The organism is Rhodonellum sp. (assembly GCF_030656585.1).
GTDB classification, from domain to species: Bacteria; Bacteroidota; Bacteroidia; order Cytophagales; family Cyclobacteriaceae; genus Rhodonellum; species Rhodonellum psychrophilum.
This window is the reverse complement of the sequence record NZ_JAUSPP010000018.1, coordinates 1-26,285: the sequence shown is the minus strand read 5'-3', so window position 1 is coordinate 26,285 and position 26,285 is coordinate 1. Positions and strand designations below refer to the sequence as shown.

The following is a 26,285-nucleotide window of genomic DNA, read 5'->3' as shown; positions in this document are numbered from 1 at the left end:
ACACAAAAACAAATAAAAAACCCCCCAAGACAAATGTCTTGGGGGGTTTTTTATTTGAGCTTAAGCCCAATTTTTGCTGAATATCGTGATCCTACTCCTATGTGTTAAGCATTCTAAATTTAGGCCAATTCATTTGTCTGATGGCAAGGAAGTAGTACGCATAGATTTCCGGAAAAGAGATTTACAGTTTCGGATCGGATTAGCTTTTCTTGCCATTCATGGCATCCACGAGCTCTCTTTTCAATTTCCGCTCACGCTCCAAGGTGTTTTTTCGGTGTTGTTCGAATTCCTCCACCGTCTCGTTCAGGTTATTCTCTGCACGGGTGATTACTTTATGGCTTTGGCTATATTTGAATAAAAAGAAACCCAAGGCCACGGCCAATCCAGCAACAATGGTCCACATGAGGGAATTATAGGCCGATTTGTGGATCGCCATCCCCATAAAGGAGAAACTGTCTCTCGCCTCTTCTGCCGCCTTCAATTCCTCCAGGTTTGCATTCATCTCTGCCTCAATTGTCAGCATTTTTTCCCTTTTCTCTGCCAATTGTTGATTGACGGCTAGGAGTTGATCCTTGAATACTTTGAGAGAGTCCAGTACATTTTTCTCGATTTTATCCAGATTAGTACGCTTTATGACCTTGTATTCCTGAAAATTGTTGGAAACACTCTTCAGATAATCAAATTGACTCGAGATGGTTCCGCTGTTGAGGGACCCTGTTGTAGGTTCTTCGACTGGTGTAGTGTCTTGTGCAAAGCTGGCAAATACGACTAGAAAAAAGGTGAAAAAAGTAATTGTATAGGATTTTTTCATGCTTATATGGATATAATTTGATCCGATTCCGGTAAAATTTATTGGTTTTAAATATTGGTGTAAAACCGTGCAAATATTATGCCCGTTAAGGTCAGAATTTTTTTAAAATCCCCTGAATGAATCTCCCCCCTTCCCGACTGAAAAATATTGTGTTTTGATTCATCCTTTTGAAGGATTGGCAATTTTGTTGATTTTGATTTGGGAATTCAAGCCCATTTTATGCATTACCAACCCATTCCATCCCAAAAACGCTTCATTATCAGTCGCTTGTTTACTGTTTATGACTTCCCCATTTTGGCACACTGCCTAATTCTCCAAATCATCAGATTTTCTTGCAGTTTATACAGCTATTGGGAAGCCTATTGAATTTTCGAGTCAAATGCTCCATCCAAATTTTCGTGGAAATGAATGTCTTGAATTCCTGAATAGAACCAAATAACACAGCTGCATACACAACTGGAATCAAGGAAGACAAAGTATTCAGCCGAATTCCCCTAACTTTGACCAATCCTTTATTTTCAAATCAAAGACCATGAGGCACCAAATATTCCAAAAGCTCTTTATTCTGCTTCTTTTGCCCATTTCGGTTTGGGGACAGCAAAATAAGACCATTTCCCAATACCTCAATGACTTAGACAAAGGCCTGGAAGTCTCGCTGCTCGTCCAACAGCCAACAGGGGAAATACTATTCAGCATGAATGCGGAAAAATCGGTCCCTTCTGCAAGCATTATCAAAATCCCGATCCTGATGGAATTTTTCAGACAAATCGAGTCAAAAACGCTCCACCTTGATCAAATGTATGCTCTGAAAGCGAAAGACAAAGTAGGCGGAGCGGGAGAGCTTCAAAACTTGGAAGAAAATTCCACACATAGCCTTGAGTTTCTCGCCCGGGAAATGATCCGCATTTCCGACAACACCGCCACCAATGTCCTGATTGGTCTTGTCGGGATGGAAAATGTCAATCTCCTGATGGAAGAATTGGGACTCAAAACCACCCGCCTCAACAGGTACATGATGGATTTTGAGGCGATTGAAGCGGGTAAGCAAAACTTCACCAGCCCGGCAGAAATCAACAAACTCTTAAGTATCATCCTTTCGGGTGTTGAGTTATCCACATCCTCCAGAGAATCCATGCTCAATATGCTATTGGCTTGTGCAGACAAATCGACCATCCCCGGCAAGCTTCCAGAAGAAACCAGAGTGGCCCACAAAACCGGGACCTTGTCCTATGTACGTGGAGATGCAGGGATTATCCTCAACCAAAAGCCCATCATCCTCAGCATTTTTGTGGAAAACTTTGAAACCCTCGAGCAGGCGGATGAAATCATCGCCAATATTACCAACTTGGCTTTTGAAGCATATGCGAACTGAGCCATTGACCATCAACTGCTTTCCGTTTCATTTCCTCAAAATAAGGTTCTTATAACCCGTACAGATTTTTTTCCAAAAACGCATTGCGGAATTTTCCTTGTGGATCATATTTGGCCACCAGATTTTTGAAATCCGCCAACCGCTCATATCGATTTTGCAAAACAGGGGGCGCCATGGCAAACAATTTTCCCCAATGGGGTTTCACATTAAAAGGCATCAATTCCTTTTCAATAATAGGCAATAACCGCATCACCTCGGGTATTTCCTGTTTCCACGTAAAATGAATCGCAACGGAATCCTGTGCATAGCAGGGGCTCATCCAAAGCTTGTCCGCTTTGATGCTGCGGATTTCCGAAATCAATAAATGAGGACCGACTTGCTTCGCCAATCTGGAAACCGATTGAATGGCTTCGACGGCATCCGCCTTCGGTACAAAATATTCGGATTGAAGTTCTTTGCCGCTGCTTGGCGTGAAACCCATCCGGAAATGGGGCAGCCGCTCAAACCATGCTCCAGAAACACCCATTTGTTCGCTGCAGTTTTCGGCTGAGATTTCAGCAATGGGATGCAGATTTTTGGTGGCGGCTTTCCCACCAAAAAATTCGGGAATCTTGCCATAATCCACCGGGTCGTTTTCCAGGGCTTTCACCCAAACTTCATTGACAAATTCTCCTTGCCAATCGGTAAACAAGCTGACGCTATAACCCGCTGACATGATCGCATCAAAATTGTCCAAGAGTTGGGACATGGGAAGGTTTTCATATACAAATTGTCTGATGTTGAAAGTTGGCTGAAGGTCCAAGGTGATCTTGGTGACAATCCCCAAAGCGCCCAAACCCACCACTGCCCCATGAAAATCCCCACCGTCTTTTTCTCTGGACAACTGATGGATCTCCCCATCTGCTGCCACAAGTTCCAAAGCGGCGACTTGGGAGGATAGATTCCCGTTGTTTACTCCAGAGCCATGCGTGGCTGTCATGCAACCACCTACCACAGAAATGTGGGGCAAGGAAGCCAAGTTGTGCAAGGCAAATCCATTTTCCTGAAGGATCGGGGCAAGCGTCCCATAATTTATCCCTCCATCCACGGTCACCTGCTTGGCCTCCACGTCGATGTCTATCGACTTCTCCATCTTTCCTGTAGCCAAAAGAAAATCCTTGCTGTCTGCGATGGTATTGAAACAATGCCTTGTCCCCAGGACTTTCAGTTTTTCCTGTTTTCGAACGAACTGTTGGATATCCCCAACAGCATTGGGGTAGGCGACTTTATCGGTACTGTAGGTAAGATTTCCAGCCCAATTTTTAAGATTTTCCGAGTTTGCCCAAATTTTCATAGGTGAGATCAAGGGGATTGCAACAAGCGTTGAAGATAACTTTAAAAAGGTCTTTCTCTTCATGGTTTATCGGGTTTTGTCAATGTGAAATATTGTGTCTGCTTTTCCGCAAGATGTCTGTTCTTTTTACGGATGAAGGATTTGAAGAAAGATGAAGCTAAACTGAATCAATCTCTTATTAGGGTAAGCCAATAATTTTATTGATCTAGACCTCTAGTGGAATCACAGCACATCAGAATCAATTTAACCCGAAATTTGCATTATCTCTCCTAAAAACGGTTGAAACTGAAAGAAATTCAGAAGATTCGGGAAATAAAGGAATTTCACGATATGGTGAAATCAAAATTTAAGCCTGTACGAGAAATGGAAATGCATCGCAAGGGTTAAATGATTCCTTTAAACAAACGAAAACAAAACCTCGAAAAACCCCGGAGGAACCAAAATTAATTCCCGGGGAAGGAAAATGGTGAAAAGGAACCTGCATTTAGGCCCATTTTTCTGTGGAAATTATACATTTGGGAAAAGAAAAGTACGAAATGCACGCTAAAAGAGGCTGCAAGTACGGAAAAAACGTTTCAAACTTGAAAGGCATTGGAAATTTACATATTAACTGGACACAAAATCACCATGCTGAACCTCCACATGCTCCAAATGGCCGATTATTTTTTTGTGCTGTTTCACACCTGTCTGATCCTTTTCAATCTTTTTGGCTGGCTCTGGAGACCGCTACAAAAATGGCAACTGCTCACCATCTCCCTGACCTTTGCTTCTTGGCTGGGATTGGGGATTTGGTATGGTTTAGGGTATTGTCCGCTGACGGATTGGCACTGGGATATTCTCCGGAAAATGGGGGAAACGAATCTCCCAAATTCATATATCAGTTATTTGTTCCAAAGACTGCTCGGCTTGAAGCTCCCTGATCTTTGGGTTGATGTGCTGACAGTCAGCATGGCAATTTTGGCCTTGGCTGCGTCAATTTGGGTCAATTTTTTCCAGAAAAGGAAAGGAAATTCAATCGCCTAGATCATTTTCCTTGTTGTTGACAGTTGGTGATCGATGGGAAAAAATGAATTCTTGCCAATCCGAAATGGAAATGGATCAATCCCCAGATTCGGCGGGGTTATTCTTCTCCACTTCTACTTTAGGCATATCTGCGGGCAGGGTAAAATAAAAGGTCGACCCAACTCCTTCAATACTTTCAACCCAGATTTCCCCTCCGTTTTTTTCCAAAAAGCCCTTCACCAAAAGCAGTCCAATACCCGCCCCTTTGTTTTCTTCCCTCGGGCTTGAAAGACTCTTCAATTGGGGGGCAAAAAGCTTCTCTTGGATTTCCTTGGACATCCCCACTCCAGTATCCTGTATTTTTACGATAATTTTGTCTTCTTTTCTTTTGGCGGAAACGGTGATCTTTCCACCGGGACTGGAATGCTTGATTGCGTTTGAAACAATATTGTGAAGGATTGAGAGCAACATTTTACCATCTGCAAAAACACTTTCATTCGCTTCGATTTCTTGGTGAAAATTGATCGTGTTCAATTCCGCCGTTTCATTCAGGATATCAAAAACCTTTTGAACATAAACGGAAAGCTCGATTTTTTCGGGTGAAAACACCTCTGAGGCATATTTTATCCTTGCCCATTCCACCAGATAGTCCAGCATGTTCAATTCCTCTACGGAAGAGTGATGGATAAGCTCAAGCATCTCCAAAACTGTCTTTTTCTCCAGTCTTTCAAAATTAGATTTCAAATATTCCGCTGCGCCGATGATCCCGGTCAGCGGACTCCTTAAATCATGGGAAAGAATGGCAAGAACGCTGTCTTTATGGGTATTGAGTTCCTTAAGGTCCCTCATGTACTTCCTAATTGCATCTTCGGACTTCTTTCTTTCCGTCAAATCCTGAAGAATTTTTACATAACCCAATTTCTCGCCACCCTTTCCGATGAGTGGGAATACCAAACCAAAGGCATAAAAGGTTTGGCCATCTTTGCAGAGATGCCATCTATTATCCGTTGCTCTTCCATGGCTTGTTGCCCTATCGATTTCATTTTTAGGAACCTCATTTTGGATATCTTCCTCGGTGAAAATAATATCAAACCCTTCTCCCAAGACCTCCTGTTCTTCATAACCAAATATTTTTTCCGCCCCAGCACTCCAACTATTTATTTTCAGCGCATTGTCCATGGTGAAAATTGAATAATCCTGGAGGCTGTCAATAATTTGGCTGTAAAAATCTGCTGAAGGAACGTATCTGTTCTTGGAGATTTTAAAATCTTTGGGCTCTTTTTTCATCGGATGAAAGTATTTCTGTTTCAGAAACCATGAGGTCATCTGTTGGAGATTAACAATATATTGTGGAAACAGCTTCTTATTTACCTAACGATCTAAACATTACTGGCGATCGCTGTTCCAAAGCTTTGTAAAAATATGCTATTTATCCCCAATACAATATTTGGGTGGAAAAATTTAAGTCAAAAGGACTATTCTATACCCATCAGACATCAATTTATTAAAACCCCAAGATGCAATGGCTTTTCAAAGGAGATTGAAATTGCAAGTAAATCAGACCATTTGGAGAATCGCTTACAGTAGGGACATGATGAAGTCAAAAATTATTGATAACGGAATGATTATTAAGCAATTAAAGGCTGGTTTAGTATTGGTAATGCATTATAGGGGTTAAAACAAAAAAAAGTATGGCCTAACCAGCCGACCTTTTTCTATTCGCTTGGTCCTTATAAAAAATTATTGTCTTCAAATTCTGACAAGGTCTGCACTTCTATAGGTAGGGACGGGGATTACCTGTTTTCCCCTCTCATTGACCCATAATCCATTCCAATCGCCGGTTGGCAAAAAAAATGATGATTGCCCATATAAATCATTAAATTAAAATTCCTTTTGTCCGTTCTGAAAAGAATTATTGAATGCACATCTCCACAAATGCTTTCCATTGTCTTATTCCGAATTCAACCCGCAATATGCCATCAATTCCCTAATGGAGTTATCACCACAAGAAAATCAGGATATTTGAAAAATAAGGACTCGTCCCGATATGGTGAAATCAAAAACAGAAAATATCTGATGATTATTAAGGAATTATAAGCTGGAAAGGGATTGGGCATGCATTAAACGGGTTAAATCAGACAGAAACAATCTATAAAACACATGGTTTGATCTTGAACCGTCAAACAATTAACAACCAAAATAATGGCAGAAATTAAAAAAGAAGATTTAAAACAGGAGATTTTTGACATCTACGATGACTATTGCCACAGCAAGATCGCCCGGAGGGAATTTGTCAGCAAACTGTCCGTTTATGCGGTCGGGGGATTGACGGTTTCGGCGCTACTTGCTTATTTGATGCCCAATTACGCAGAGGCCAAACAATTCAAACAAGATGACCCGAGATTGACTTCGGAATACATTGAGTATGATTCTCCCAAAGGAGGAGGCAAAATGCGGGGGCTCTTGACCAAGCCTAAAAACAGTGTGGGAAAATTACCCGGTATCATTGTAGTCCATGAAAACCGAGGCCTGAATCCATACATCGAAGATGTTGCCCATCAGGCTGCACTGGATGGCTTTATTGCATTTGCACCAGATGCATTGACCCCACTGGGCGGATATCCGGGAAATGATGACGAAGGCAGGACGATGCAGGCAAAACGGGACAGGGATTCCATGCTTGAGGATTTTATTGCTGCCTATGAATTGTTGCAAGCACATGAGGATTGCACGGGAAAAGTCGGTGTGGTAGGCTTTTGTTTTGGCGGCTGGATTTCAAACATGATGGCTGTTCGGATTCCGGATTTGCCTGCGGCGGTCCCCTATTACGGAGGACAAGCTGCCGCCGAGGATGTGCCCAAGATCAATGCCGCGGTACAATTGCATTTTGCTGAATTGGATACTCGGGTGAATGAAGGTTGGCCAGCTTATGAGGCTGCCTTAAAAGCAAATAACAAAGAACATACCGCCTACTTCTACCCGGGAGTCAATCATGGTTTCCACAACCATTCCACCCCAAGGTATGACAAGGCTGCCGCAGATTTGGCTTGGAGTAGGACCATTTCCTTTTTCAGGGAAAAATTGAAATGATCTACTCGAAAGGGGATTTTCCTGCATGAAACCAGTGCAATCTCCGAGCATGAAACCAATATCGAATTGGATATAAATGAAATGAGACCTAAGTCTGGCCGATAACCAGACCTAAGTCTCATTCACCAAATCCAAAAAATGGATGTGATATAAAGATTCAGAAGTAATCCATCATAATTCCCAATGAAGATCTGGCAAATCTTTCTGCCTGAAACTTTATCTACTCAGAACAATACCTCCGTACTGGGGCAGATCAACGAGCATGGAGAATGGAAAACCTTCCATTTCAAAAGGCTCAGCATGGACTTCCAACAATTCCACCTCAGAGAAATCCTCATCATAACCCTTCCAGCCACTGTTGAACCTGACTTTCCAAATCCCTTCATGTGGAAGCCCGATCCTGTAACCTTGATAGAGTTGATTGGAGAAATTCAAAATAACCAAGACAGGCTTGTCTTGGTGCTCAAAATGTACCCGCTGAAAAGCCAAAACCAAGGATTCTTGGCTGAAATGGAAAGTATCCGTCATGCTTCCAGTCAAACCAACACAATCCTCATTCCTCCCATTCCGCAGCTGGATAAGATCCCTGTACATCCTGGCAATGCCATTCAATTCAGAATACCGGTTCCAATCCAGTGGGTTTTCCACATTGAAATGGCTGTCGGTCAGAAATTCCTGTCCCTGAAAAATCATGGGGATGCCTGGTGAAGTGAATAGGGTAATTGCCCCAAGCGTGGATTTTTTCTTGGCATACTCCCCATCTGCTTCACCCGGTTGAATTTCCTCAGGCAACCTTGAGGATCCATTTGCAACTTCATCGTGCGATTCGGTGAAGATTACCCTTTGGAATGCGGAATTGTTGAAGGAAAAAAAGAGCGACTCTACCACTTCTTGAAGATTTCGGTGCTCGTCTTCAATTTCCAACAAAACACGTTTGATGGAATGATTGAATCCAAGTCCCCACTGACTATGAAAACCCAAGCCATTGTGCGCAATGTCTGCGGTGACTATCGAGTCGGCCTTCAGGTCCTCGGCAATCAGGATTTTTTGCGGATATTTCTCCCTGATCTCGGCATTCAGTTGCTGTAAAAATCGGTACCCTTCTTCGAGTTCGGATCTCTCCTTAAGGTCTCCACCCTCCACAAATCTAATATAAGCAGTAGCATCGAATCGAAGTCCATCACATTGAAAGGCCTCCAACCACATGAAGGCATTGTCCCTTATATAATTCCTTACCTCTTTTCTTCCAAAATCTGGCCTGTTATCTCCCCAAGGTGTGGTGGATTTATAATCGTTATAAAAATAAATGCCCCCTTTGTCATTTTCCTGCCAGCCATCAAACTGCCAAAGGTCAGTATCCCCTGGTCCAAAATGGTTGTAAACCACATCCATCAGTACAGCGATTCCCTTGAGGTGCGCTTCTTTGACAAAATGGGCCAAGCCCTCGGGGCCGCCATAATCGGATTCAATAGCAAAGGGATAAGAAGGATTATAGCCCCAGGATTTTGCTCCTGGAAATTCCATCACGGGCATCAACTCAATCACATTGATTCCAAGCGCCTGAAGGTAATCCAGTTTTTCCGCAGCAGAATAAAAATCACCAACGCCATTTTGGCTGTCCTCTTTTTTGTAGAAGGTACCGATGTGCATTTCATAAATGACCAATTCGTTGAAAGGGGGCAATTGAAATTGATGGTCCTCTTGGTTTTCTTCCGGCTGATAGACCATTGAATTTCCACCACTGTGGGTCATTTTTCTCGCATAGGGATCATTCCTTGAAAGCTTCTGATCACCATTGACAAGGACATATTTATATTCATCCCCATTTCCTGCATTTTCGAGGAAAAGTGCCCAATACCCCTCCCCTTCGTGTTCAAGTTGAAATTCATCATCCTTCCAATCATTGAAAGATCCCATGACAAATACTTTTTCGGCATTTGGCGCCCAAAGCCTAAAAGTGACGCCTTCATTCCCAACAATAGCACCCATTCCGGAATACTTTTCGATATTTTCGCTCATAAATAAAAGAATATTAAGTTAAACCCGTGTTTTGCATTCCCAATTCCATTCCATCCTGAAATCACTTAAAAATCAAACAGCTGTTTCCTGTTTTTGGCTCCGCTATATCGGTAATACGTCTTATTCTCCAAATGGTCTGATTTTCTTGCAGTATCCACCCTTATAAGGACACCCCATGCATATTTCGGACTGGACATCAATTCTCAAAGGCTGTGCCTATCTTGATCAAAAATAGTGTTTATTGCACCTTAATGCTTATTATTTTTTTCTTGTTTGCAACATCAATCAAAATTTCTTCGTCCTGTCTTTATAAAAAATCCATGACTTATGAAAACTAAATTCGCGATAGTATTATTGACTTTTTTTTCTATCTCCTGTATGGATCAGGGACAAACCGAGGTCATGGCCGGGCACTTTTTGGTAGGCAACTGGACCAATTTTGAGTATGAGATGGATGCTTTTACGATGGAAAAATCCAAGAATTTGGCCTCTAACGTGTATGGTTATTCCTTTCGAAAGGACGGTACGCTTATCCAAAGAAGCAATTCGGGCTGGTGTGGAACACCTCCAGTGGTCACTTCTGATTTTCAGGGGACTTGGAGGATCGTAGGGGAAGAAGTCATCATTGAGGCCAAATATTGGGGCGGGATTTCTGTTCAAACCTGGAAAGTGACCCAACTTTCCAACAAAACATTGAGGATAGAAATCCTCAGCAGCGAATACAGGGAAGAATAAAGAAATGAAAATGAGCATCTTAAACCTGCTCGTTTTTTTCTATCTTTATTTTATGAAAATCATCACACTATTGGCGGTAGTGCTGTTTCCCTATTGTGTGCATGCCCAACATCCGCATGCCGATGGGCAGATGCGTGACGCCATTAAAATCTCTGAAAAAGGAAATCCTAAGCAAGCGGAGTGGATATTTTCGAAAATCATCAGCGACCATCCATTTTTTGCGGAGCCTTATTTCCAAAGGGCAGGGGTCAGGGAAAAGATGGGAGATCTCGAAGGGGCCCTCACCGATTATAATATTTTGCTGGAATTGTCTCCTACGCACACAGAGGGAATATTCTCCAGAGGAATCGTCCGCTATGAGATGAAGCACTATGAATTGTCAAAGGAAGATTTTCTAAAGGTCTTGGCATTGCCACAAGGAGAAACCAACTCGGTGCTGTACCGAAAATCGCCCTATAAATCAGGAATAGATAGGATCACTACCCTCCAAAATGGGCAACAAGACTACATCTACCAGCATTTAGGACTGATCTGCATGGAACTGGAGGATTACAACGAGGCCCTTCATTACCTGGAAAAAGCCATAGCGCTTCGCCCAGATGACCCGGACCATTACCTCCATCGCGGCAAAATATTCCAATCCTCCGGACAGGTCGAAAATGCGGAAAAGGATTACATCAAGGCACTCTCCCTAAATCCCTATCATCCCATGGTCCATCAATATATGGGGATATTGGCCAATGCATCAGGAGATAAACTCAAAGCCGATCGCTATTATTCACAAGCCATTGCCGAGGCACCTGACGTCCCCTATCCTTATAAGCAACGGGGTTATCAGCGGTTGATCGCTGGACAAATCGAAGGTGCTCTTGAGGATTTTCACAAAGTATTGGAATTGAAAAGAGATGATGTGGAGACCTTACTTTATAGAGGCTTTGCATTTGAAAAAAAAGGAGAACTCGGTGCTGCACAAAAAGACTTTGAACAGGTTCTCGTGCTAGAGCCCTCTCGTTCCCAAGCCTGGATAGGACTGGGCGATGTGCAGGTCAAATCAGGGAAGCTTCCTGAAGCAGTAAAATCTTACACATTGGCCATTATTTACCAGCCTGAAAATCCCCAAGCCCATTATCAAAGGGGAATCGCCCATCACAAATTAAAAGATGTGGACCAAGCCTGCATCGATTTCCAGCAAGCTGCGCAATGGGGTTTGGAGCCTGCGCTAAAAGCTTTGGAAAAAGCCTGCCAATAATCCCGATGGCAATGGCCTATTTTTTTTGATTTCCCTCCGTACGTCCTTTCCCATTCACAGAAAACACAATCAACTTGGCTACATTCTGATTCGCCTAATGAAGGTTACCGGGTCCCTTATCGAAACAGGAATCCCAATGGCTGAGGAAAACAGGAAGGATAGCTTCGATAGTTTGTCCCCAATTGGATCAAAACCGCATTTCCATATTCATAATTTAAAAATAATTCGAAGGATAGTTTTTGCGTATTCAATAACAATTACAGCTTTTTTATAAATTATATGTATTTTTTTATTTATTTCTTTGAATTATTTTTAATAAAAGGAATGTTTTGTTAACTTTGAAATATCAAACAAAGACAAATGGTCTTTTACAATGTAGGATGTTGAAACTGGCAGACAAGCCCTCCTGTCTCGGGGGTGGGGATCACAGTATAAAGCAAATATCGAGCTCGTGTTTTGCCTAATTGCTCCGTGGAGGTTCGAATCCTTCTCCTACAGCTATATTGAATCCGAAATATGCATCAGGCTTCTTCGATGGGAAAAAGCCAAAACATGGCCCAAACACTGATTATTTATAAATTACATGTTGTAATGGAGTTGGTCATGCATATAACGGGTTAAATTGAAAATTTTAGCATGCACATATTGTAGGATGTTGAAACTGGCAGACAAGCCCTCCTGTCTCGGGGGTGGGGATCACAGTATAAAGCAAACATCGAGCTCGTGTTTCGCCTAACTGCTCCGTGGAGGTTCGAATCCTTCTCCTACAGCTGGTTATTTTGGGTTTATTGTTAATTGACTAAAGCTGTGAGATTTTATTTCACGGCTTTTTTAATTTTAACCCTTGTCGTCATGCATTGTCTTTTCCCTTCCAGGCTGAAATTACTTAGGAATCAGGGTTTGTTTTTTGAACCCACTCAATCGGCAAAAGACCTTATGCTCTCAATAGTCTGATTTTCTTCCAGTTTCAACTCCAATAGGAAACTTAATGCATGTTTTGGGTTCAAGATCTGAATAACCGCAAAAAACCCAATTTTTTCAGCGCAGTCAACCAGGTGGCTTTTTTAAAAAAAATGCTTTGGGATAAAGACCCCTTTCAGGAGTGATTTACTTTTGGGTTTTTTCCTGAATAAAAGAAGACCTTAAATATCTCCTGCCTTCACCTTGGAAGCAATCAATGCCGGTCTATAAGATGCGATGAAGGTAATGGCAATGACGGCCAAACTTGTCCACAAAAAATCTGTCCAGATCATCTTCACAGGATAATTGTCCACCAAGGAAGAGGCAATGCCCAAAGAAACCAATCCAAAAGTATCCTGAACCCAACACACCAAGAATCCCAGCACCAATCCTATTGTGGCACCGGTGAAGGCAATGATGGCACCTTGTTTCATATAGATCTGGCGAACCAATTTCTCCGTAGCCCCCAAGGCCATCAGCACGGCAGTATCTTTCTTTTTTTCTATCGCCATCATCGAAAGCGAAAAGAAGATATTGAAAGATGCCACTGCCAAAATGAAACTCAAGGTAATAAACACAAATAACTTCTCCACTTTGATGGTCCGCAGCATGCCGGCATGTTGTTCATCGGTATCCTTGACGGAAAATTCCGGCCCCAACAAGTCCCTTAATCTCGATTTAACCGAAGAGATTTTTTGGCCTTCCTTTAATTTGATTTCCAGGGAAGTTCTTTTTTGGCCATAGTTGAGCAGTTTGCTGACAAAATCAATCGGGGCCAACACATAGTTTTCATCGAATTCTTTTTCGATACTAAAAAAAGCAACTGGCTTAATTACATCCCTGCTGTACATCTGCCTGGGGTCGATCGTGCCGGCGCTACGAGGGGCTTTCGGGTAAAAGACCTGTAGGAGGTCAAAGTCATTGTCCAAGTCAATGGAAAGAAAGAAGGCTATACCCCGACCGATTATAGCTCTCGGCTGCTCGGGCGTGCCGAGGTTCAGGTCTCCCCAGACATATCCCTTCTCAAAGCGGCCTTGATCGACGAAATTATCGGAAACTCCTTTGATTTTGGCCAAGTGTTGGTCTTCCCGGTACCTAAACAAAACATTGTCTTCGATCACTTCGGTCACCACTTCCACCCCTTGGATGCTGCGGATACTGTCCAGCCAATCCTCATTTACCTCAAAGGATTTCCCTTTTACAGCTTCTATTTTCAGTTCAGCATCGAAGGAGGCATAAAGTCCACGGACCAAATCCTCCAAACCATTGAAGACAGAAAGCACGATGATCAGCGCCATAGTGCCCACAGCCACCCCTACCATGGAAATCCTGGAAAGGATGGTAATGAAATTTCGCTTCTTTTTGCTGCGAAAATACCGAGTGGCGATAAATGTGGACAGATTCAAGGCTTGACTGGAATTGTTTTAATCCTCTTGATCGTCGTCGTCTTCTTCTTGCTCTGGTGCTTGGGGGATATCCAAAGCCGAAATGACCTTATCCATATGTTGGGCATAGGCAGAGGATTCATCCAGAAAGAAGGCCAGCTCGGGCACAATTCTGACATTTTTCCCAATCCTGTTGCCAAGGTGTTTGCGAATTTCTTTTTTATGCTCGTTTATTTTTTCGAAAAGCTCCTGATTGTTTGCCAAAAGGAAACTAAGGTTCACTTTGGCAACACTCAAGTCAGGGCTGATTTCGACCCGTACTACTGTCACCATTGCCCTACCAACCAGCAGCTTGGCTTCTCTTTGAAAAATTTCGCCCAATTCCTTTTGGATGAGCTTCGCATATTTTTGTTGTCTTTTACTTTCCATAACAGATAATAATTGATACAAATTTAGTGAATTAAATGCGTAACCTTTAATTTTGGAAGTCTTGTTTGTCCCACACTTCAATATCCACTAGCCTTGTTGAGTTTTTTTAGAATTAATGATCCTTTTAGATTTATTGGGATCTTCTTTTTGATGCTCTTGTTCGGGGGTATCTATATCTGGGTTTTGGATGTGCCGATGTTGCAGCCAGAGTTGATTTGGATGCTTGCCGGGGAGCGGATGTCTGAAGGTTTTTCCATGTATATTGACATCATTGACGATACAGGACCGCTTTCTGCTACTGTATACTGGATGATCCATGTGCTTTTTGGCAAAAATCTTTTTGCATACAAATTATTGGGCGGGTTGGTCATTTTCTTCCAGATAGCGTATATCAACGGTCTTTTTATCCGATACAAATCCTTTGACGAAAACACCTACATTCCAGCCTTGGTCTTGGTAGTTCTTTTCCATTTTTCATTTGACATCCTCACCCTTTCCCCTGCATTGATGGGAAGCACGTTTATCGTGCTGGCGTTGGGTCAGTTGTTTTCCCAGACCGTGCTTCAGAAAGAAGGATCAGACTCCATCCTCCTGGTGGGTATTTTCGGGGGGATTGCAGCTTGTTTCCACTTTCCCTTGGTCATCTTCCTTCCCTACTTGATCGTTGCGGGAGTTACCGTCAGTGGTTTTAATTTCAATCAGTTTCTGCTTTCCCTTCTGGGCTATTTCCTGCCCATTATCGGCTGCGGGCTTTATTATTTTTGGATTGATGGGCTTCCCGAGTTTGTCATTCAATATATTTTTGCCACCCGCGTCATCGATGTGTATTACCATGTTCAGTTTTTGGATTTGATCCTGCTGCTCATTGCCCCTTTTTCTTTTGCGGCAGCGGGATATTTCATTGGAACAGTTTTCAAATTGATCACCGTCAACCAGCAAAAACAGAAACAGCTCATCATTCTTTTCCTGCTTTTTGCCTTGTTGACCATTTTCTTGACCAACAGGCGAACACCCTATCAATTTGTCATCCTTTTGCCTGGACTAACCTATTTCATCACGCAGATTTTCCTATATCTCCAACGAGGTTTTTTACTCCAATTCTTTTCTATTTCCTTTTTGATCAGTATCCCACTTATCGGATTTGGATGGACCAATTACCAAAAGGCTTCCGGTAAAATCGACAGTTACGCCGTGGCTTTTTCCGAAAAACACAGGGAAACTGCAGGCAAATCCATTTTGGTATTGGGAAATGACCTTGGCTATTACCAACAGGCAAAACTGGCAACCCCTTATTTGAACTACAATCTTTCCAAGGGAATTTTGCGGGACTTCAACAATTTCGCAGAGATGGCTGCCGTTTACCAGGATTTCCTAAAGGAAAAACCAGAAATGATCATAGACGAGGATGGCCTCTTCGAACAATTGGTAGAGAGGATTCCTTTACTTGAGAATTCTTATTTGAAAAAATCCGAAGGAATATATGTGCTGAAGTGATCCAATAAAGATCAATCGGAATGGTTTCCTTTCAAAAAATGATTTTGCAAACCCTGCTCCAGTTTTAACCCGAATTCTAAGACATGGAAAAAGTAACGTAAAGCATCAAACTTGATTAAGTAAGCTGGCAATAGGCATGAGGTTTCTTAATGACATAGAAACTATTAGAAAATCAGACTATTTGGAAAATAAGACGAAGTCCCGATAAGGCGGAGCAAAAAACAGAAACAACTTACTGATGATGAATTGATTCCAGAATGGAGTTAATTTGGGAATTCATCATGCGGATTCAATTGCCAGTTACCAGTAAAAGTTAAGGCCAGGAAAAACCTGGCCTTTTGCTATTATTTACAGTTGATTTTGTCCACTCTGGTTCCATGTCTTCCCCCTTCAAAATCGGTGGAAAGAAAGATCTTGACGAGTTTTTCCGCCAATTCGGATGGAATGAATCTTGCTGGCAAGGCAAGGACATTGGCATCATTGTGTTGACGAGAAAGTGCTGCCAATTCCTCATTCCAGCAAAGTGCCGCACGGATTCCTTGGTGCTTGTTGGCCGTCATGGCGACACCGTTTCCGCTGCCACAGACCAATACGCCCTGCTTGAATTCTCCGCTTTCGATCGCTTCGCACAAAGGATGTACAAAATCCGGGTAATCCGCTGAGGCATCCGAATAGGGTCCAAAATCCTTTACTTCATAACCTTCGGATTCCAACATTTTGATGATATCTTTTTTGTAGGCAAATCCTGCATGATCACCACCTACTGCAATTTTCTTTGACATGGCTCAATTATCTCTATTTTCTGCTGCTTCTTTTTTTGCTCTTTTCTTTTCAAGTCTTTTGGCAATCGTTATCCCCACTTCATACAAGACCAAAATAGGCATCGCTATCAAAACCTGGCTGATGATATCGGGTGGAGTGATTACTGCCGCAATGATCAAAATAACCACAATGGCGTGTCTTCTGTAAGACCGCAACATGGCCGCGGAAACCAATCCTGACATGGACAGGAAATAGATCACTACCGGCAACTGGAACATAATGGCCGAGGCCAGTACCAGCATGATGAGTGTGGTCACATAGGACCCGATGTCAAACTCGTTGAGAATACTTGGGTCCAATTGGTAATTGGACAAGAAGTTTATGGAAAGTGGTGCCAGGATAAAGTACCCGAACGAAGCCCCCGCAAAGAACAGCAAGCTGACAAAGAAAACTGCCCCTCTAGCGGCATTTTTTTCCTGCAGATGCAATCCGGGACTGATGAATCTCCATATTTCCCAAAAAAGATAAGGAAACGCCACGACCAGACCCACGACCATACTGGAGGTAAGGTGCATGGAAAACTGACCTGTCATCTGCCTACTCTGGATGGTGAAGGGAAGTACATCGATACACAAGGCCGGAATATTAAGCCAATTCGAAACTTTGCAAAGAGTTTGATAGGTAACGAAATCCACTCTGGAAGGCCCTAAAATCACCTTTCCGAAGACGATGCTTTTGGCTAGGAAAGCGGCTACCGTGAAGACCAATACTGCGGCCACCGACCGAAGCAAATGCCATCGTAACTGCTCCAAATGGTCCAAAAAGGACATTCCTCCCTCTTCTTCCTCTTCTTCTTCTCTATATTGATCTAATGCCACTTGAATTTTGCTATTTAGTATAATGGAAACTGAACCATCCAATCGTTGACCTCAGTCTTGATTTTGGCAAGTTCTGCTTCATTGTCGTGATGGGTGAGTGCACTGTCGATCAGCTTCACAATACGTCTCATGTCATCTTCCATCAATCCTCTGGTCGTCACTGCCGCTGTGCCAACGCGCATTCCAGAAGTCACAAAAGGTGAGCGGGTATCGAAAGGCACCATGTTTTTGTTGATCGTAATATCGACTTTACCCAAGGTTTCCTCTGCAAGTTTACCGGTTAGGTCTTTGTTGCGAAGGTCGATAAGCATCATGTGGTTGTCTGTACCTCCTGAAATAATCTGGTAACCCAAACCAACGAAGGTTTCTGCCATCACCGATGCATTCTGTTTTACCTGGAGCACATATTCCATGTACTCATCTGAAAGTGCTTCTTGGAAAGCAATAGCCTTTGCCGCGATGATATGCTCCAAGGGGCCGCCCTGTGTACCCGGAAATACCCCGGAATCCAACAGGGAAGACATTTTTCTCAATTCTCCTTTCGGCGTTTTCAAACCAAATGGATTGTCAAAATCGGCTCTCATCAAAATCAAACCACCACGCGGACCTCTAAGGGTTTTGTGTGTGGTGGTGGTCACGATGTGACAAAAATCAAGGGGGTCATTCAACAATCCCCTCGCAATCAATCCCGAAGGATGTGAAATATCAGCCAATAAAAGCGCTCCTACCTGATCGGCAATGTCTCTCAAACGCTCATAATCCCAATCTCGACTATAAGCAGAAGCACCACAAATCAACAACTTTGGTTTTACTTCAAGTGCCGTAGCCTCCACTTTATCATAGTCGATCACACCTGTTTCCTCTTCCACGCCATAAAAATTGGCCTGATAAAGTTTTCCTGAAAAATTAACGGGGGAACCATGTGTGAGGTGTCCTCCATGGGAAAGGTCAAAACCTAATATTGAATCTCCTGCATTCAAACAAGCCAAAAATACAGCTGCATTCGCCTGTGCACCGGAATGGGGCTGCACGTTTGCCCATGAAGCTCCAAAAAGCTCCTTGGCTCTATCGATCGCCAACTGCTCGATTTGATCCACAACTTCGCAACCACCATAATATCGCCTGTTGGGCAAACCCTCGGCGTATTTGTTGGTGAGTACACTTCCAGCAGCTTCCATTACCTGTTTGCTGGTGAAATTCTCAGAAGCAATCAATTCAATACCGGTTTTTTGACGGTTTTCTTCTTTTGCAATGAGGTCGAAAATGATCTGATCTCTTTTCATGGGGATATTTTTAATAGGTGGCCCAAAATTAGTTTTATTCGACGGATTATCCAATTGAATAAAAATGATATTACAGGGAAATGCAGATATCCAATCTCTCATTTCCCATAAAATAACCACGCGATTTGAAATAAGTTTTGATTCCAATTGTAATCCGATTGGCTAATTCCACAACCTCATCCAATGTTTTGGATTAAACTCGTGTTCTGCATTACGAATTCAATTCTATCTTGAAATTGCTTCATCATCCGCTTTTATTTTTCTGGTTTCGGCTTCAGCAAATCTGTACGTCACTTATTTTCCGATGATGTGATTTTCTTGCAGTTTCAAACCCGATTGGAAAACCCAATGCATATTCCATCTAACTTCTCTCAAGTTAGCTGCTTTCCGTTACTTTTCCGCTGTCTTGGAATTCGGGTTAAAATGGTATCCTAACATTCAAAGCCACATTTCTACCCATTTGATTCACACCAAAAGGTCGGAAAAGAGACAAGTGATCAATGTAAGTTTTGTTTAGAATATTGGATCCACTGATGTAGATATCAAGTGCTTTTCCTCCCATCATCACCTGACTTCCCACATTCAATCCTAACAAATAATATCCCGGAGTAGCTTCTTCCAAAGGTGCTTCTCTGTTTTGATCAAAAATAAATGAACCCAAAACACTGATATATGGGTTTTTCAAAGCTCCTACATTACTCAGCCTGAAATCTAATGATTGATTCCATCTAAATGCTGGGATATAGGGCAAATAACTCATATTTGATCTTCTTTGGCCGATAACCATGCTGTAGGAAGTTGAAGCTGAAAACCACTTGGCTGAAGTAGGATGAATATCCAATTCCAACTCACCTCCATATAATCTTGCGTCTTCTTGCTCAAACTCCCAAACTGTCAAATCGCCAACAAACGAATTTGTTGGTGCGAAGAATATATAATTGTCAATGTGGTTGTAGAAGACCTCACCTGAAATAGAGAAGTTTGACCTGCTGTATCTGATACCAAAATCAGACTGAATATTCTGCTCTCTGACAAAATCAGCACTTCCTCTTTCAAATCTATTTGTTCCTGGATGTGGTCCATTGGAAAATAACTCACCCAAATCCGGTGCCCTGAATCCTTGTGCTACATTCAATCTAAATCTCCATGCAGAATTCGGTCTGAAAGTGGTCCCGGCACTTGCTGTGACACCATCAAATGTTCTTGTCAATGTTCTGTCTGCTGGGTCTCCAGGAAGTAAAAACCCATAATCAACAATATGGTCTGCACTGGCATCTGCAGTTACCTTTCTATAATCATATCGGATACCCCCTTGCGCCACCCACTTGTCTTTATTGTAATTTAACAAGAGATAAACCGATCTGTCATCTTTCATGGCATCGGGGATCAAAAATTCATTTGCACTTTCATAATTCACATTTTGCAAATAAAATCCCTGAACACCTAAAATCGCTTCCACATTTGGGAATAGCTCTTTGGCGTATTTGATATCATACATGAAGTTGGATTGTCTCAAACCCAAATCCACTTGATCCTCGGCTGTTTCGACTTCTTCTCTAAAGTTAAAATGATAACCGAATGAAGCCTTCAAGCGGTCTTGCCCAATATTTATATTTGTCTCTGAATTGATAAAGTGATCTCTCACATCTTGAAAGGGCAGTTGTACTTTTCTATCTCCACGGCTTGTTACTAACTCACTGACATTTTCCTCATCTATGATTCCAAGGTTTTGTCTCAAATAAGTATAGCGTAATCTGGTATCTCCCCATTTTTTACGTAATCCAACACCCGCTTTGATATTTTGTGTGTTGAACCTGGTATTGCCGACAGCATTTCCATTACCATCCAAATAATCAGCATGTGATTCTGCTGCTGCTCTAAAAGACCATAAAAACCCGTTTTCGCTCGCTCCTTTGGCACCGGCATCAGTTCGGAAACCTAAAGAATTGCTGTATCCTCTCAAATTTACATCCCCCTCAACAGTTCCTGCTGCGGCATCTTTATCTTCAATCAAATTGACAACACCTGCCATGGCACCTGAACCATAAATGATCGATGCTGGACCTTTGATCAATTCAATGTTACCAATACCTGTTTCAGATAAGCCCAAACCATGATCGGCACCCCATTGCTGGTTTTCGAATCTTGCTCCCTGATAGACGGACAAGACTCTGCTGAATGACAAACCTCTAATTACCGGCTTGCTTATCCCTGGACCCAATGATATTTCATTTACGCCAGGTGTTCTGGTTAGTGAAGTCATCAAACTTGGAGAGGGCATTTTGAGAATGGCATCCCTGCTTACTTTCTCTATAGAAATGGGTGAGCTTTCCTTACTCATGATATACGCTCCTGAGACGACCACTTCATCGATATTGGTGGTGGCCTCTTCCAATTTAATCACCAAATCCCGGTCTTTCGATCCCGGCTTGAGCACCTGAATGATGGTAGAATATCCGATAAAAGAAAACTGAAATGTCAGATTCCGATCAGGCAAAGTACCGATGGAAAAACTTCCGTCAAGGTCTGTGACCACCCCTCTGTTCAATTCAGGGATGAAAACCGAAACTCCCGGAAGTGGAGACTGTGTATTTTTGTCAATGACTTTACCAGATAGGGAAATGTCTTGTATGGCCATTGTCCCGGCAGAAAGCAGGGACAAGACGATTAGTAAAATGAATCGCATTGCTATAATTCTTAAGATTTTAATAAAAAGAGAGGGGCATACCCATCAAGGGGTATGCAGGTAAAAATGAGAATTATGCGTTTGCAGGTGGTCCGCGGTGTTCAAAACCAATGAGCGATTTTTGATAGCTGTTTTTGAAATAATAACCAGAGGAAACAGTGGTTTCAAAAACAGGGTTTTCAGGTAAATGGAACTGGTATTCAAAAACAAAATAATCGGCATGGGCGATCAGATCGAGAATAATGAGCTCAGATTCTGTATGCCCATGATCAGGGAGGTTCTCTTGTTCTTCGGTAAGAATGGGATGGGCATGGGTAATGATTTTGCCATTGTCCAACTCATGTGAATGGAAAAAAAGCATCCCATTGGCGATTACACTGAGTATAAGCACCAAGCAAAAATGACTGAAAAGGGATATTATTTTCCTAAAGTGGTTCACGCTACAATTGGAATATCGAGATAATAAATCAAAAGTAATAAAGAATGTTTTGTCAACGGTACCTTTTGAATAAAAAAAATCCAATAACCAATTTTGAAGTCCATTCAATTCCTTGATTGGAATCTAATCCCTATTTTTGAAACATGATAAATTTTGATTACCAACCCTCAACCTATTTTGATGGAACGGGCCCTTCTGCTTTATTGGTCAAATTGACCTACCCCGAAAGTCAATGGGGTGAGGAAATCAGCATTTTCGCCAATACCGTAGATGGAGAGATTTTATTTGAGGCGGTTGATTTCTATGGCAATGACTTTAAAATCGTTCCTGAAAAATATAGCCAAACCCTTTCCCTTCAAGCTTTGATCATTATGATCGAAACCATGGATGTGGCTCCGGATTTGGCACAAGGCAATGTGGAATGGACACTTGCAGGCATACCCGAAGCGGAAAGCCTGCTTTATCCGGATCTGAAAGCATATTTCAATGAAAAAAGAAGAAGTTTTGGCCTTTCTTAGAAATCCAAAATCGTTTCATAGTTTCTGGATAGGATATGATTTGATCTAAACCAGTACTCATAGGTTTCAAATAGAATACATTCATGGAGTTCAAGTCCCTGAAAAAAATAATTGCGGAGCTGGTTTCCAGGCAACCAGCATCTCAGGTCATTCGCTTGATCGATCCTTAACTGGGACAATTGGATGATTTTTTGCCCTTCAATAACAATGGGAATTAATTTGACCATGACATTAAAACTTATCTTACAAATTAAGTCATTTCGTTCAAGCATTTGATGAACAAGTCATTACGCTTGTGTTAATTTTGCATGACCTCAATAATCCTACTTCCTTGAGATTCCTTTCTCCAAAGCAGCATTTTAAAACGATTTTTCTTTAGCTTTAATTCGCGAAGAACGCCACCCATTTTTACCGGATTTAGGTATCCCAAAAAGAATAAATGGTTGAGTTAGAAATTGGCGAGCCTATTTAATTCCCTATATGAATGCTATTCTTCTGATCATTGTCTTTCTTTTGGTTGGCGTTATATTACAGAAGGTCAAATCCCTTCCGCCCCAAACACCAAAATTTCTTAATTATTATCTGATTTACATCGTCCTTCCAGCCATGGCCTTGCGCTATCTGCCAGGAATCGAGATGAAGTTGGAACTCCTCCTGCCCATCCTATCAGCATGGATTGGATTTGGTCTTTCCTGGCTGCTGTTTGGCTGGCTGGGAAAAAAATTCAATTGGGGAAAGTCTGTCACGGGCTGTCTCGTGATCACTGCCGGGCTCTCGAATACTTCGTTTGTGGGTTTTCCCATCGTCAATGCCTTGTATGGTGAGGAGGGGATCAAAATCGCCTTGTTGATCGATCAGGCGGGGTCTTTTATTTTGGTGAGCAGCGTGGCGATTGTCGTAGCTTCCATTTACGGAACTGAAAAAAAACGAAAGCGGGACATTACCAGAAAAATATTGACCTTCCCTCCTTTTCTGTTTTTCTTGATTGCCATGTTCATGAATCTCTACCAATGGCAAGTCGGCGGTTTTCTAGCGCAAGTTTTGGAAATCATCGCCATGACACTGACCCCAGTGGCCCTGATCGCCGTTGGATTGCAAATCAGGATAAATCCGGAAGCCATGCGGTCAAAATTCCTTTGGTATGGACTTGGCTATAAGCTTATCCTGATCCCAGCCATCGTTCTTTTGCTTTTCAAGGGGGTATTTAATCTGGGGGGACTGCTGTTGAAGATTTCGGTGATAGAAGCGGCCATGGCACCCATGATCACCGCCACGATCATCGCCATATCCCATGATTTGGAACCAAGATTGGCTTCTTTGATGGTCGGCGTGGGAATCCCACTGTCTTTTTTGACAGTGGGAATCTGGTATCTTATCTTGGGTTAATTGTCTTCCTTTTTGGTGGTGTCCGGTTTTACCACCGGCTTGGCCTTATTTCCCAAAACACCTCTTAACAAGCCCTTGGCTTCTTCCAAAGCCTTTGACTTGGTTTCGGTCACTTTTTTCTCGGCTTCTTTCTTCACACTGTCCTGAAGGATTTCAGCTTTGAGCTTCAACTCCTGTTTCAAACTGTCCTCGGCTGCCTTGAACTGCTCGGTTGCCTTTGCGGTAAGGTTTTCTTTTTCTGAAGAAACCCTTGATTTCAAGGCATTGGTCAACAAGCTTTCAAGGCTGTTTCCTCCTGCCAATCCGATTTTGGGACTGCTGTAGGTTCCTCCCAAACTAATGGCAACAGGGATCAGGGTAGATTCATTGGCCTCGGTTTTAGAAATGGTGGCCAACAAAGTATTGGCTTGGGCACCAAATTTACCCGCCGGAACCTGCATATTGACGAGGTAATTGATGCTTCCATCAAAACCGGTGCTTCCTTGGACATTCGCTTGATAATCCCAAAGCTTCAGGTCAAACGGTTTGACGTTGAGCATCCCATTGTTGATTTCAATCGGCAGGGCCAGGTTCTTCAATTGGAGTGTTCTGGCATCACTTAATTTTGTCAGGCTTGCGATGCCTTCCAAAATAGCGCTGTTCTGAAGAGAGGCTTCCAATACTTTCATCAATCCCTTCCCATCCAAGGAAGAAAGAATCGGCATCATATCCTGTCCCAAAATCCCAGAGAAATCCATACTGGTGGAGAAATTTCCAGAAAGGTGTTGTGCTATCGGGGCAAGGATTCTGACGGTGTTGAAAGATTTGAAGGCTTCTTGAATGCTGAGGTTGACGACATTGAAGTTGAAATCAAACTTAGGGTTGGATAAATCCCTTGGATCATACTTGCCATTCAGGACCATTTGACCCCCTAGTGTACTCATAGAAGCATCGGTGAAGTTCAAAACCCCATCTTTCAAGGTGAGACTGCCCTTTACATCTTTCAGGTTAAGATTGTCATAAAGCACTTCGGCTGCCTGAACTTTCATGTTGAAATCAATATTCTTTGGCAATTCGATGACTGCCAAATCCGAAGAATCTGCCTCACCCGATTCAGTCAACCATTGGTTGGCATTGAATCGCGTGGAATTCAGGGTAAGCTGACCTTTGAGAGTTTCATTTTCCTTCAGGAAAAAATTCATGTAGTTGGATAGAAAACCACTTGCGACCAAGGGACTTTCACCTACCCTTGCATCGAATTGGGTCAAGTTGATTCTATCGGGTGAAAAATCCGCTTTTGCATCCCTGATCCGGATTCCCTGGGGAAAATCAACAGAAGTGAAATAAAAACCCGTTACTTCTACATCTCCGCGAGTGTCCAATTTGTCAAACCTACTTTTTTCCACATCCTCATAGGATCCTTTTGTGAGGAGATCTGTCTTGACTTTTCCCTCCATGATCACATTTTCCATCGGAAAGATTTTCAGTAATTTCCCCAAATCGACTGTCCCTTTCACGGCCCCATCCCATTTGAGCAAGGCAAAATCATTGACTTTTAACTTTCCATTGATGGCCTCATCCTCCAGTTCAAAGCCAAAGGCCGTTAAATCGACCTGAAAATCATTCATTTTTCCGGTCGTATTCAATACCGTGGCATTCACCCGAAGTTTTTCGATTGGTGCGGGATACTCTGCGCTTTTCACATAGCCATCCGTCAACAACAACTTTGCATCGATCATTGGGATAATTTTTGCAATGGAATCATACCTTCCTTTTGCCGTGGCGTTGACATCCAAAACCCCCTTGAGGGTCATGCCTTCGATGGGAAAAATAGAGGTCATTTCTTCCAGATTCATTTTCCCTTTCAGCAAGCCATCAATATCATAAGTCACCAGGTTCTCGAGTAAGAACCGGCCTGAAATCGGGTTGCTGCCAAAGTCGAGGTTAAAGGCGGGAATATTGATTTTGGTATCATCCAAATTCCCGGACGTGTTGATCACCTGCATATCCAAATTGATATTGCTTACCGGTCTTGGCAGGTCAGGATACTGGAACATTCCGTCTGTGATGTTCAGGGAAACATCAAAAGTGGGAATACTGGCTTCATTGTATTTCCCTTTCAAAAACCCCTTGAAATCCATATTTCCCGCAGTATTGAGCGTAGAGAAACTTTCGGTGTAAATCCCCGGGACCAATGACAGGATACTTTTGAAGGAATTGTCTTTCCCTGCAAAGACGAGATCAAAATCGATGTCCTCTTCTGGAAGCGCTACGAAACCTTTGAGATCAAACAGAAATTCATTCAGGGCAAAGTTCCCTTCCCCAAAAGTGAACTTCATTTGGTTCAAATCAATGTTCATCTGGGTTTCTCCGGAAAACTTTTTGTTCCGCATGTAATTGGTTCCCTCGTAGGTGATGTCAGCGATCAAAGCCTCCATTTTCAAGGTGAGATCATAAACATCCATGGTAAAATCG

20 protein-coding genes are annotated in these 26,285 nt (G+C 42.5%); 8 read left to right on the top strand and 12 right to left on the bottom strand.

All coding sequences use genetic code 11. From position 1 onward, the window contains the following. Positions 1 to 199 precede the first annotated feature (199 nt). Positions 200 to 811, bottom strand: coding sequence for a hypothetical protein (locus Q7J63_RS03665; RefSeq protein WP_304884030.1), 612 nt, complete (start codon positions 809 to 811; stop codon positions 200 to 202). Positions 812 to 1,343: 532 nt separating this feature from the next. Here Q7J63_RS03665 and Q7J63_RS03660 point away from each other — a divergent pair. Next, complete coding sequence (locus Q7J63_RS03660) at positions 1,344 to 2,183, top strand: serine hydrolase (protein WP_304884028.1); 840 nt, start codon at positions 1,344 to 1,346, stop codon at positions 2,181 to 2,183. A 49-nt stretch (positions 2,184 to 2,232) separates the two neighbouring features. Here the strand turns inward: Q7J63_RS03660 and Q7J63_RS03655 are convergent, their stop codons facing one another. Continuing rightward, positions 2,233 to 3,579: a D-arabinono-1,4-lactone oxidase gene (locus Q7J63_RS03655; protein ID WP_304884026.1), complete on the bottom strand. Its 1,347-nt coding sequence runs from the start codon at positions 3,577 to 3,579 to the stop codon at positions 2,233 to 2,235. 528 nt (positions 3,580 to 4,107) lie between these two features. Between Q7J63_RS03655 and Q7J63_RS03650 the strand changes: the two genes are divergently transcribed. Further along, on the top strand, positions 4,108 to 4,539 hold the full coding sequence (locus tag Q7J63_RS03650) for a DUF2784 domain-containing protein (RefSeq protein WP_304884025.1): 432 nt from the start codon (positions 4,108 to 4,110) through the stop codon (positions 4,537 to 4,539). A 75-nt stretch (positions 4,540 to 4,614) separates the two neighbouring features. Here Q7J63_RS03650 and Q7J63_RS03645 read toward each other — a convergent pair whose 3' ends face one another. Continuing rightward, positions 4,615 to 5,805, bottom strand: coding sequence for a PAS domain-containing sensor histidine kinase (locus Q7J63_RS03645; RefSeq protein WP_304884023.1), 1,191 nt, complete (start codon positions 5,803 to 5,805; stop codon positions 4,615 to 4,617). Positions 5,806 to 6,720: 915 nt separating this feature from the next. Between Q7J63_RS03645 and Q7J63_RS03640 the strand changes: the two genes are divergently transcribed. Next, complete coding sequence (locus Q7J63_RS03640; RefSeq protein WP_304884021.1) at positions 6,721 to 7,608, top strand: dienelactone hydrolase family protein; 888 nt, start codon at positions 6,721 to 6,723, stop codon at positions 7,606 to 7,608. Positions 7,609 to 7,824: 216 nt separating this feature from the next. Here Q7J63_RS03640 and Q7J63_RS03635 read toward each other — a convergent pair whose 3' ends face one another. Beyond that, complete coding sequence (locus tag Q7J63_RS03635; RefSeq protein WP_304884019.1) at positions 7,825 to 9,627, bottom strand: alpha-amylase family glycosyl hydrolase; 1,803 nt, start codon at positions 9,625 to 9,627, stop codon at positions 7,825 to 7,827. A gap of 327 nt (positions 9,628 to 9,954) precedes the next feature. Here Q7J63_RS03635 and Q7J63_RS03630 point away from each other — a divergent pair, with 327 nt between their 5' ends. Together Q7J63_RS03630 and Q7J63_RS03625 are read left to right on the top strand one after the other, a co-directional pair. Next, positions 9,955 to 10,362, top strand: a complete 408-nt coding sequence (locus Q7J63_RS03630; protein ID WP_304884017.1) for a hypothetical protein — start codon at positions 9,955 to 9,957, stop codon at positions 10,360 to 10,362. Between the two features lie 10 nt (positions 10,363 to 10,372). Further along, positions 10,373 to 11,611, top strand: a complete 1,239-nt coding sequence (locus Q7J63_RS03625) for a tetratricopeptide repeat protein (RefSeq protein ID WP_304884015.1) — start codon at positions 10,373 to 10,375, stop codon at positions 11,609 to 11,611. Positions 11,612 to 12,753: 1,142 nt separating this feature from the next. Here Q7J63_RS03625 and Q7J63_RS03620 read toward each other — a convergent pair. Together Q7J63_RS03620 and rbfA are read right to left on the bottom strand one after the other, a co-directional pair. Continuing rightward, complete coding sequence (locus Q7J63_RS03620; protein WP_304884013.1) at positions 12,754 to 13,977, bottom strand: FtsX-like permease family protein; 1,224 nt, start codon at positions 13,975 to 13,977, stop codon at positions 12,754 to 12,756. 18 nt (positions 13,978 to 13,995) lie between these two features. Further along, entirely contained in the window at positions 13,996 to 14,385 is a 390-nt protein-coding gene (gene rbfA / locus Q7J63_RS03615) for a 30S ribosome-binding factor RbfA (protein WP_019595790.1), read from the bottom strand. Between the two features lie 93 nt (positions 14,386 to 14,478). Between rbfA and Q7J63_RS03610 the strand changes: the two genes are divergently transcribed. After that, positions 14,479 to 15,879: a hypothetical protein gene (locus tag Q7J63_RS03610; RefSeq protein ID WP_026333392.1), complete on the top strand. Its 1,401-nt coding sequence runs from the start codon at positions 14,479 to 14,481 to the stop codon at positions 15,877 to 15,879. A 344-nt stretch (positions 15,880 to 16,223) separates the two neighbouring features. On the opposite strand, the gene rpiB is transcribed toward Q7J63_RS03610, so the two are convergent. The 5 genes from rpiB to Q7J63_RS03585 all read right to left on the bottom strand — a co-directional run bounded on the left by rpiB (position 16,224) and on the right by Q7J63_RS03585 (position 21,879). Beyond that, the gene (gene rpiB / locus Q7J63_RS03605; protein ID WP_019595792.1) at positions 16,224 to 16,661 is read right to left on the bottom strand and encodes a ribose 5-phosphate isomerase B; all 438 of its coding nucleotides are present in this window, start codon (positions 16,659 to 16,661) and stop codon (positions 16,224 to 16,226) included. 3 nt (positions 16,662 to 16,664) lie between these two features. Continuing rightward, positions 16,665 to 17,519, bottom strand: coding sequence for a twin-arginine translocase subunit TatC (tatC, locus tag Q7J63_RS03600; protein ID WP_304884011.1), 855 nt, complete (start codon positions 17,517 to 17,519; stop codon positions 16,665 to 16,667). Between the two features lie 14 nt (positions 17,520 to 17,533). Continuing rightward, complete coding sequence (glyA, locus tag Q7J63_RS03595; protein ID WP_304884010.1) at positions 17,534 to 18,802, bottom strand: serine hydroxymethyltransferase; 1,269 nt, start codon at positions 18,800 to 18,802, stop codon at positions 17,534 to 17,536. 418 nt (positions 18,803 to 19,220) lie between these two features. Beyond that, positions 19,221 to 21,488, bottom strand: a complete 2,268-nt coding sequence (locus tag Q7J63_RS03590; RefSeq protein ID WP_304884009.1) for a TonB-dependent receptor — start codon at positions 21,486 to 21,488, stop codon at positions 19,221 to 19,223. Between the two features lie 73 nt (positions 21,489 to 21,561). Continuing rightward, a complete protein-coding gene (locus tag Q7J63_RS03585; RefSeq protein WP_236613169.1) occupies positions 21,562 to 21,879 on the bottom strand; it encodes a hypothetical protein in 318 nt (105 codons plus the stop codon). Positions 21,880 to 22,070: 191 nt separating this feature from the next. Here Q7J63_RS03585 and Q7J63_RS03580 point away from each other — a divergent pair, with 191 nt between their 5' ends. Beyond that, positions 22,071 to 22,445, top strand: coding sequence for a UDP-glucuronosyltransferase (locus Q7J63_RS03580; protein WP_304884008.1), 375 nt, complete (start codon positions 22,071 to 22,073; stop codon positions 22,443 to 22,445). A 480-nt stretch (positions 22,446 to 22,925) separates the two neighbouring features. Next, positions 22,926 to 23,831 (top strand): AEC family transporter, encoded by a 906-nt coding sequence (locus tag Q7J63_RS03575; protein ID WP_019595801.1) that lies wholly within the window; start codon positions 22,926 to 22,928, stop codon positions 23,829 to 23,831. Here the strand turns inward: Q7J63_RS03575 and Q7J63_RS03570 are convergent. Then, a partial coding sequence (locus tag Q7J63_RS03570; RefSeq protein ID WP_304884007.1) for an AsmA-like C-terminal region-containing protein occupies positions 23,828 to 26,285 on the bottom strand: 2,458 nt, incomplete at its 5' end. The genes Q7J63_RS03575 and Q7J63_RS03570 overlap by 4 nt on opposite strands.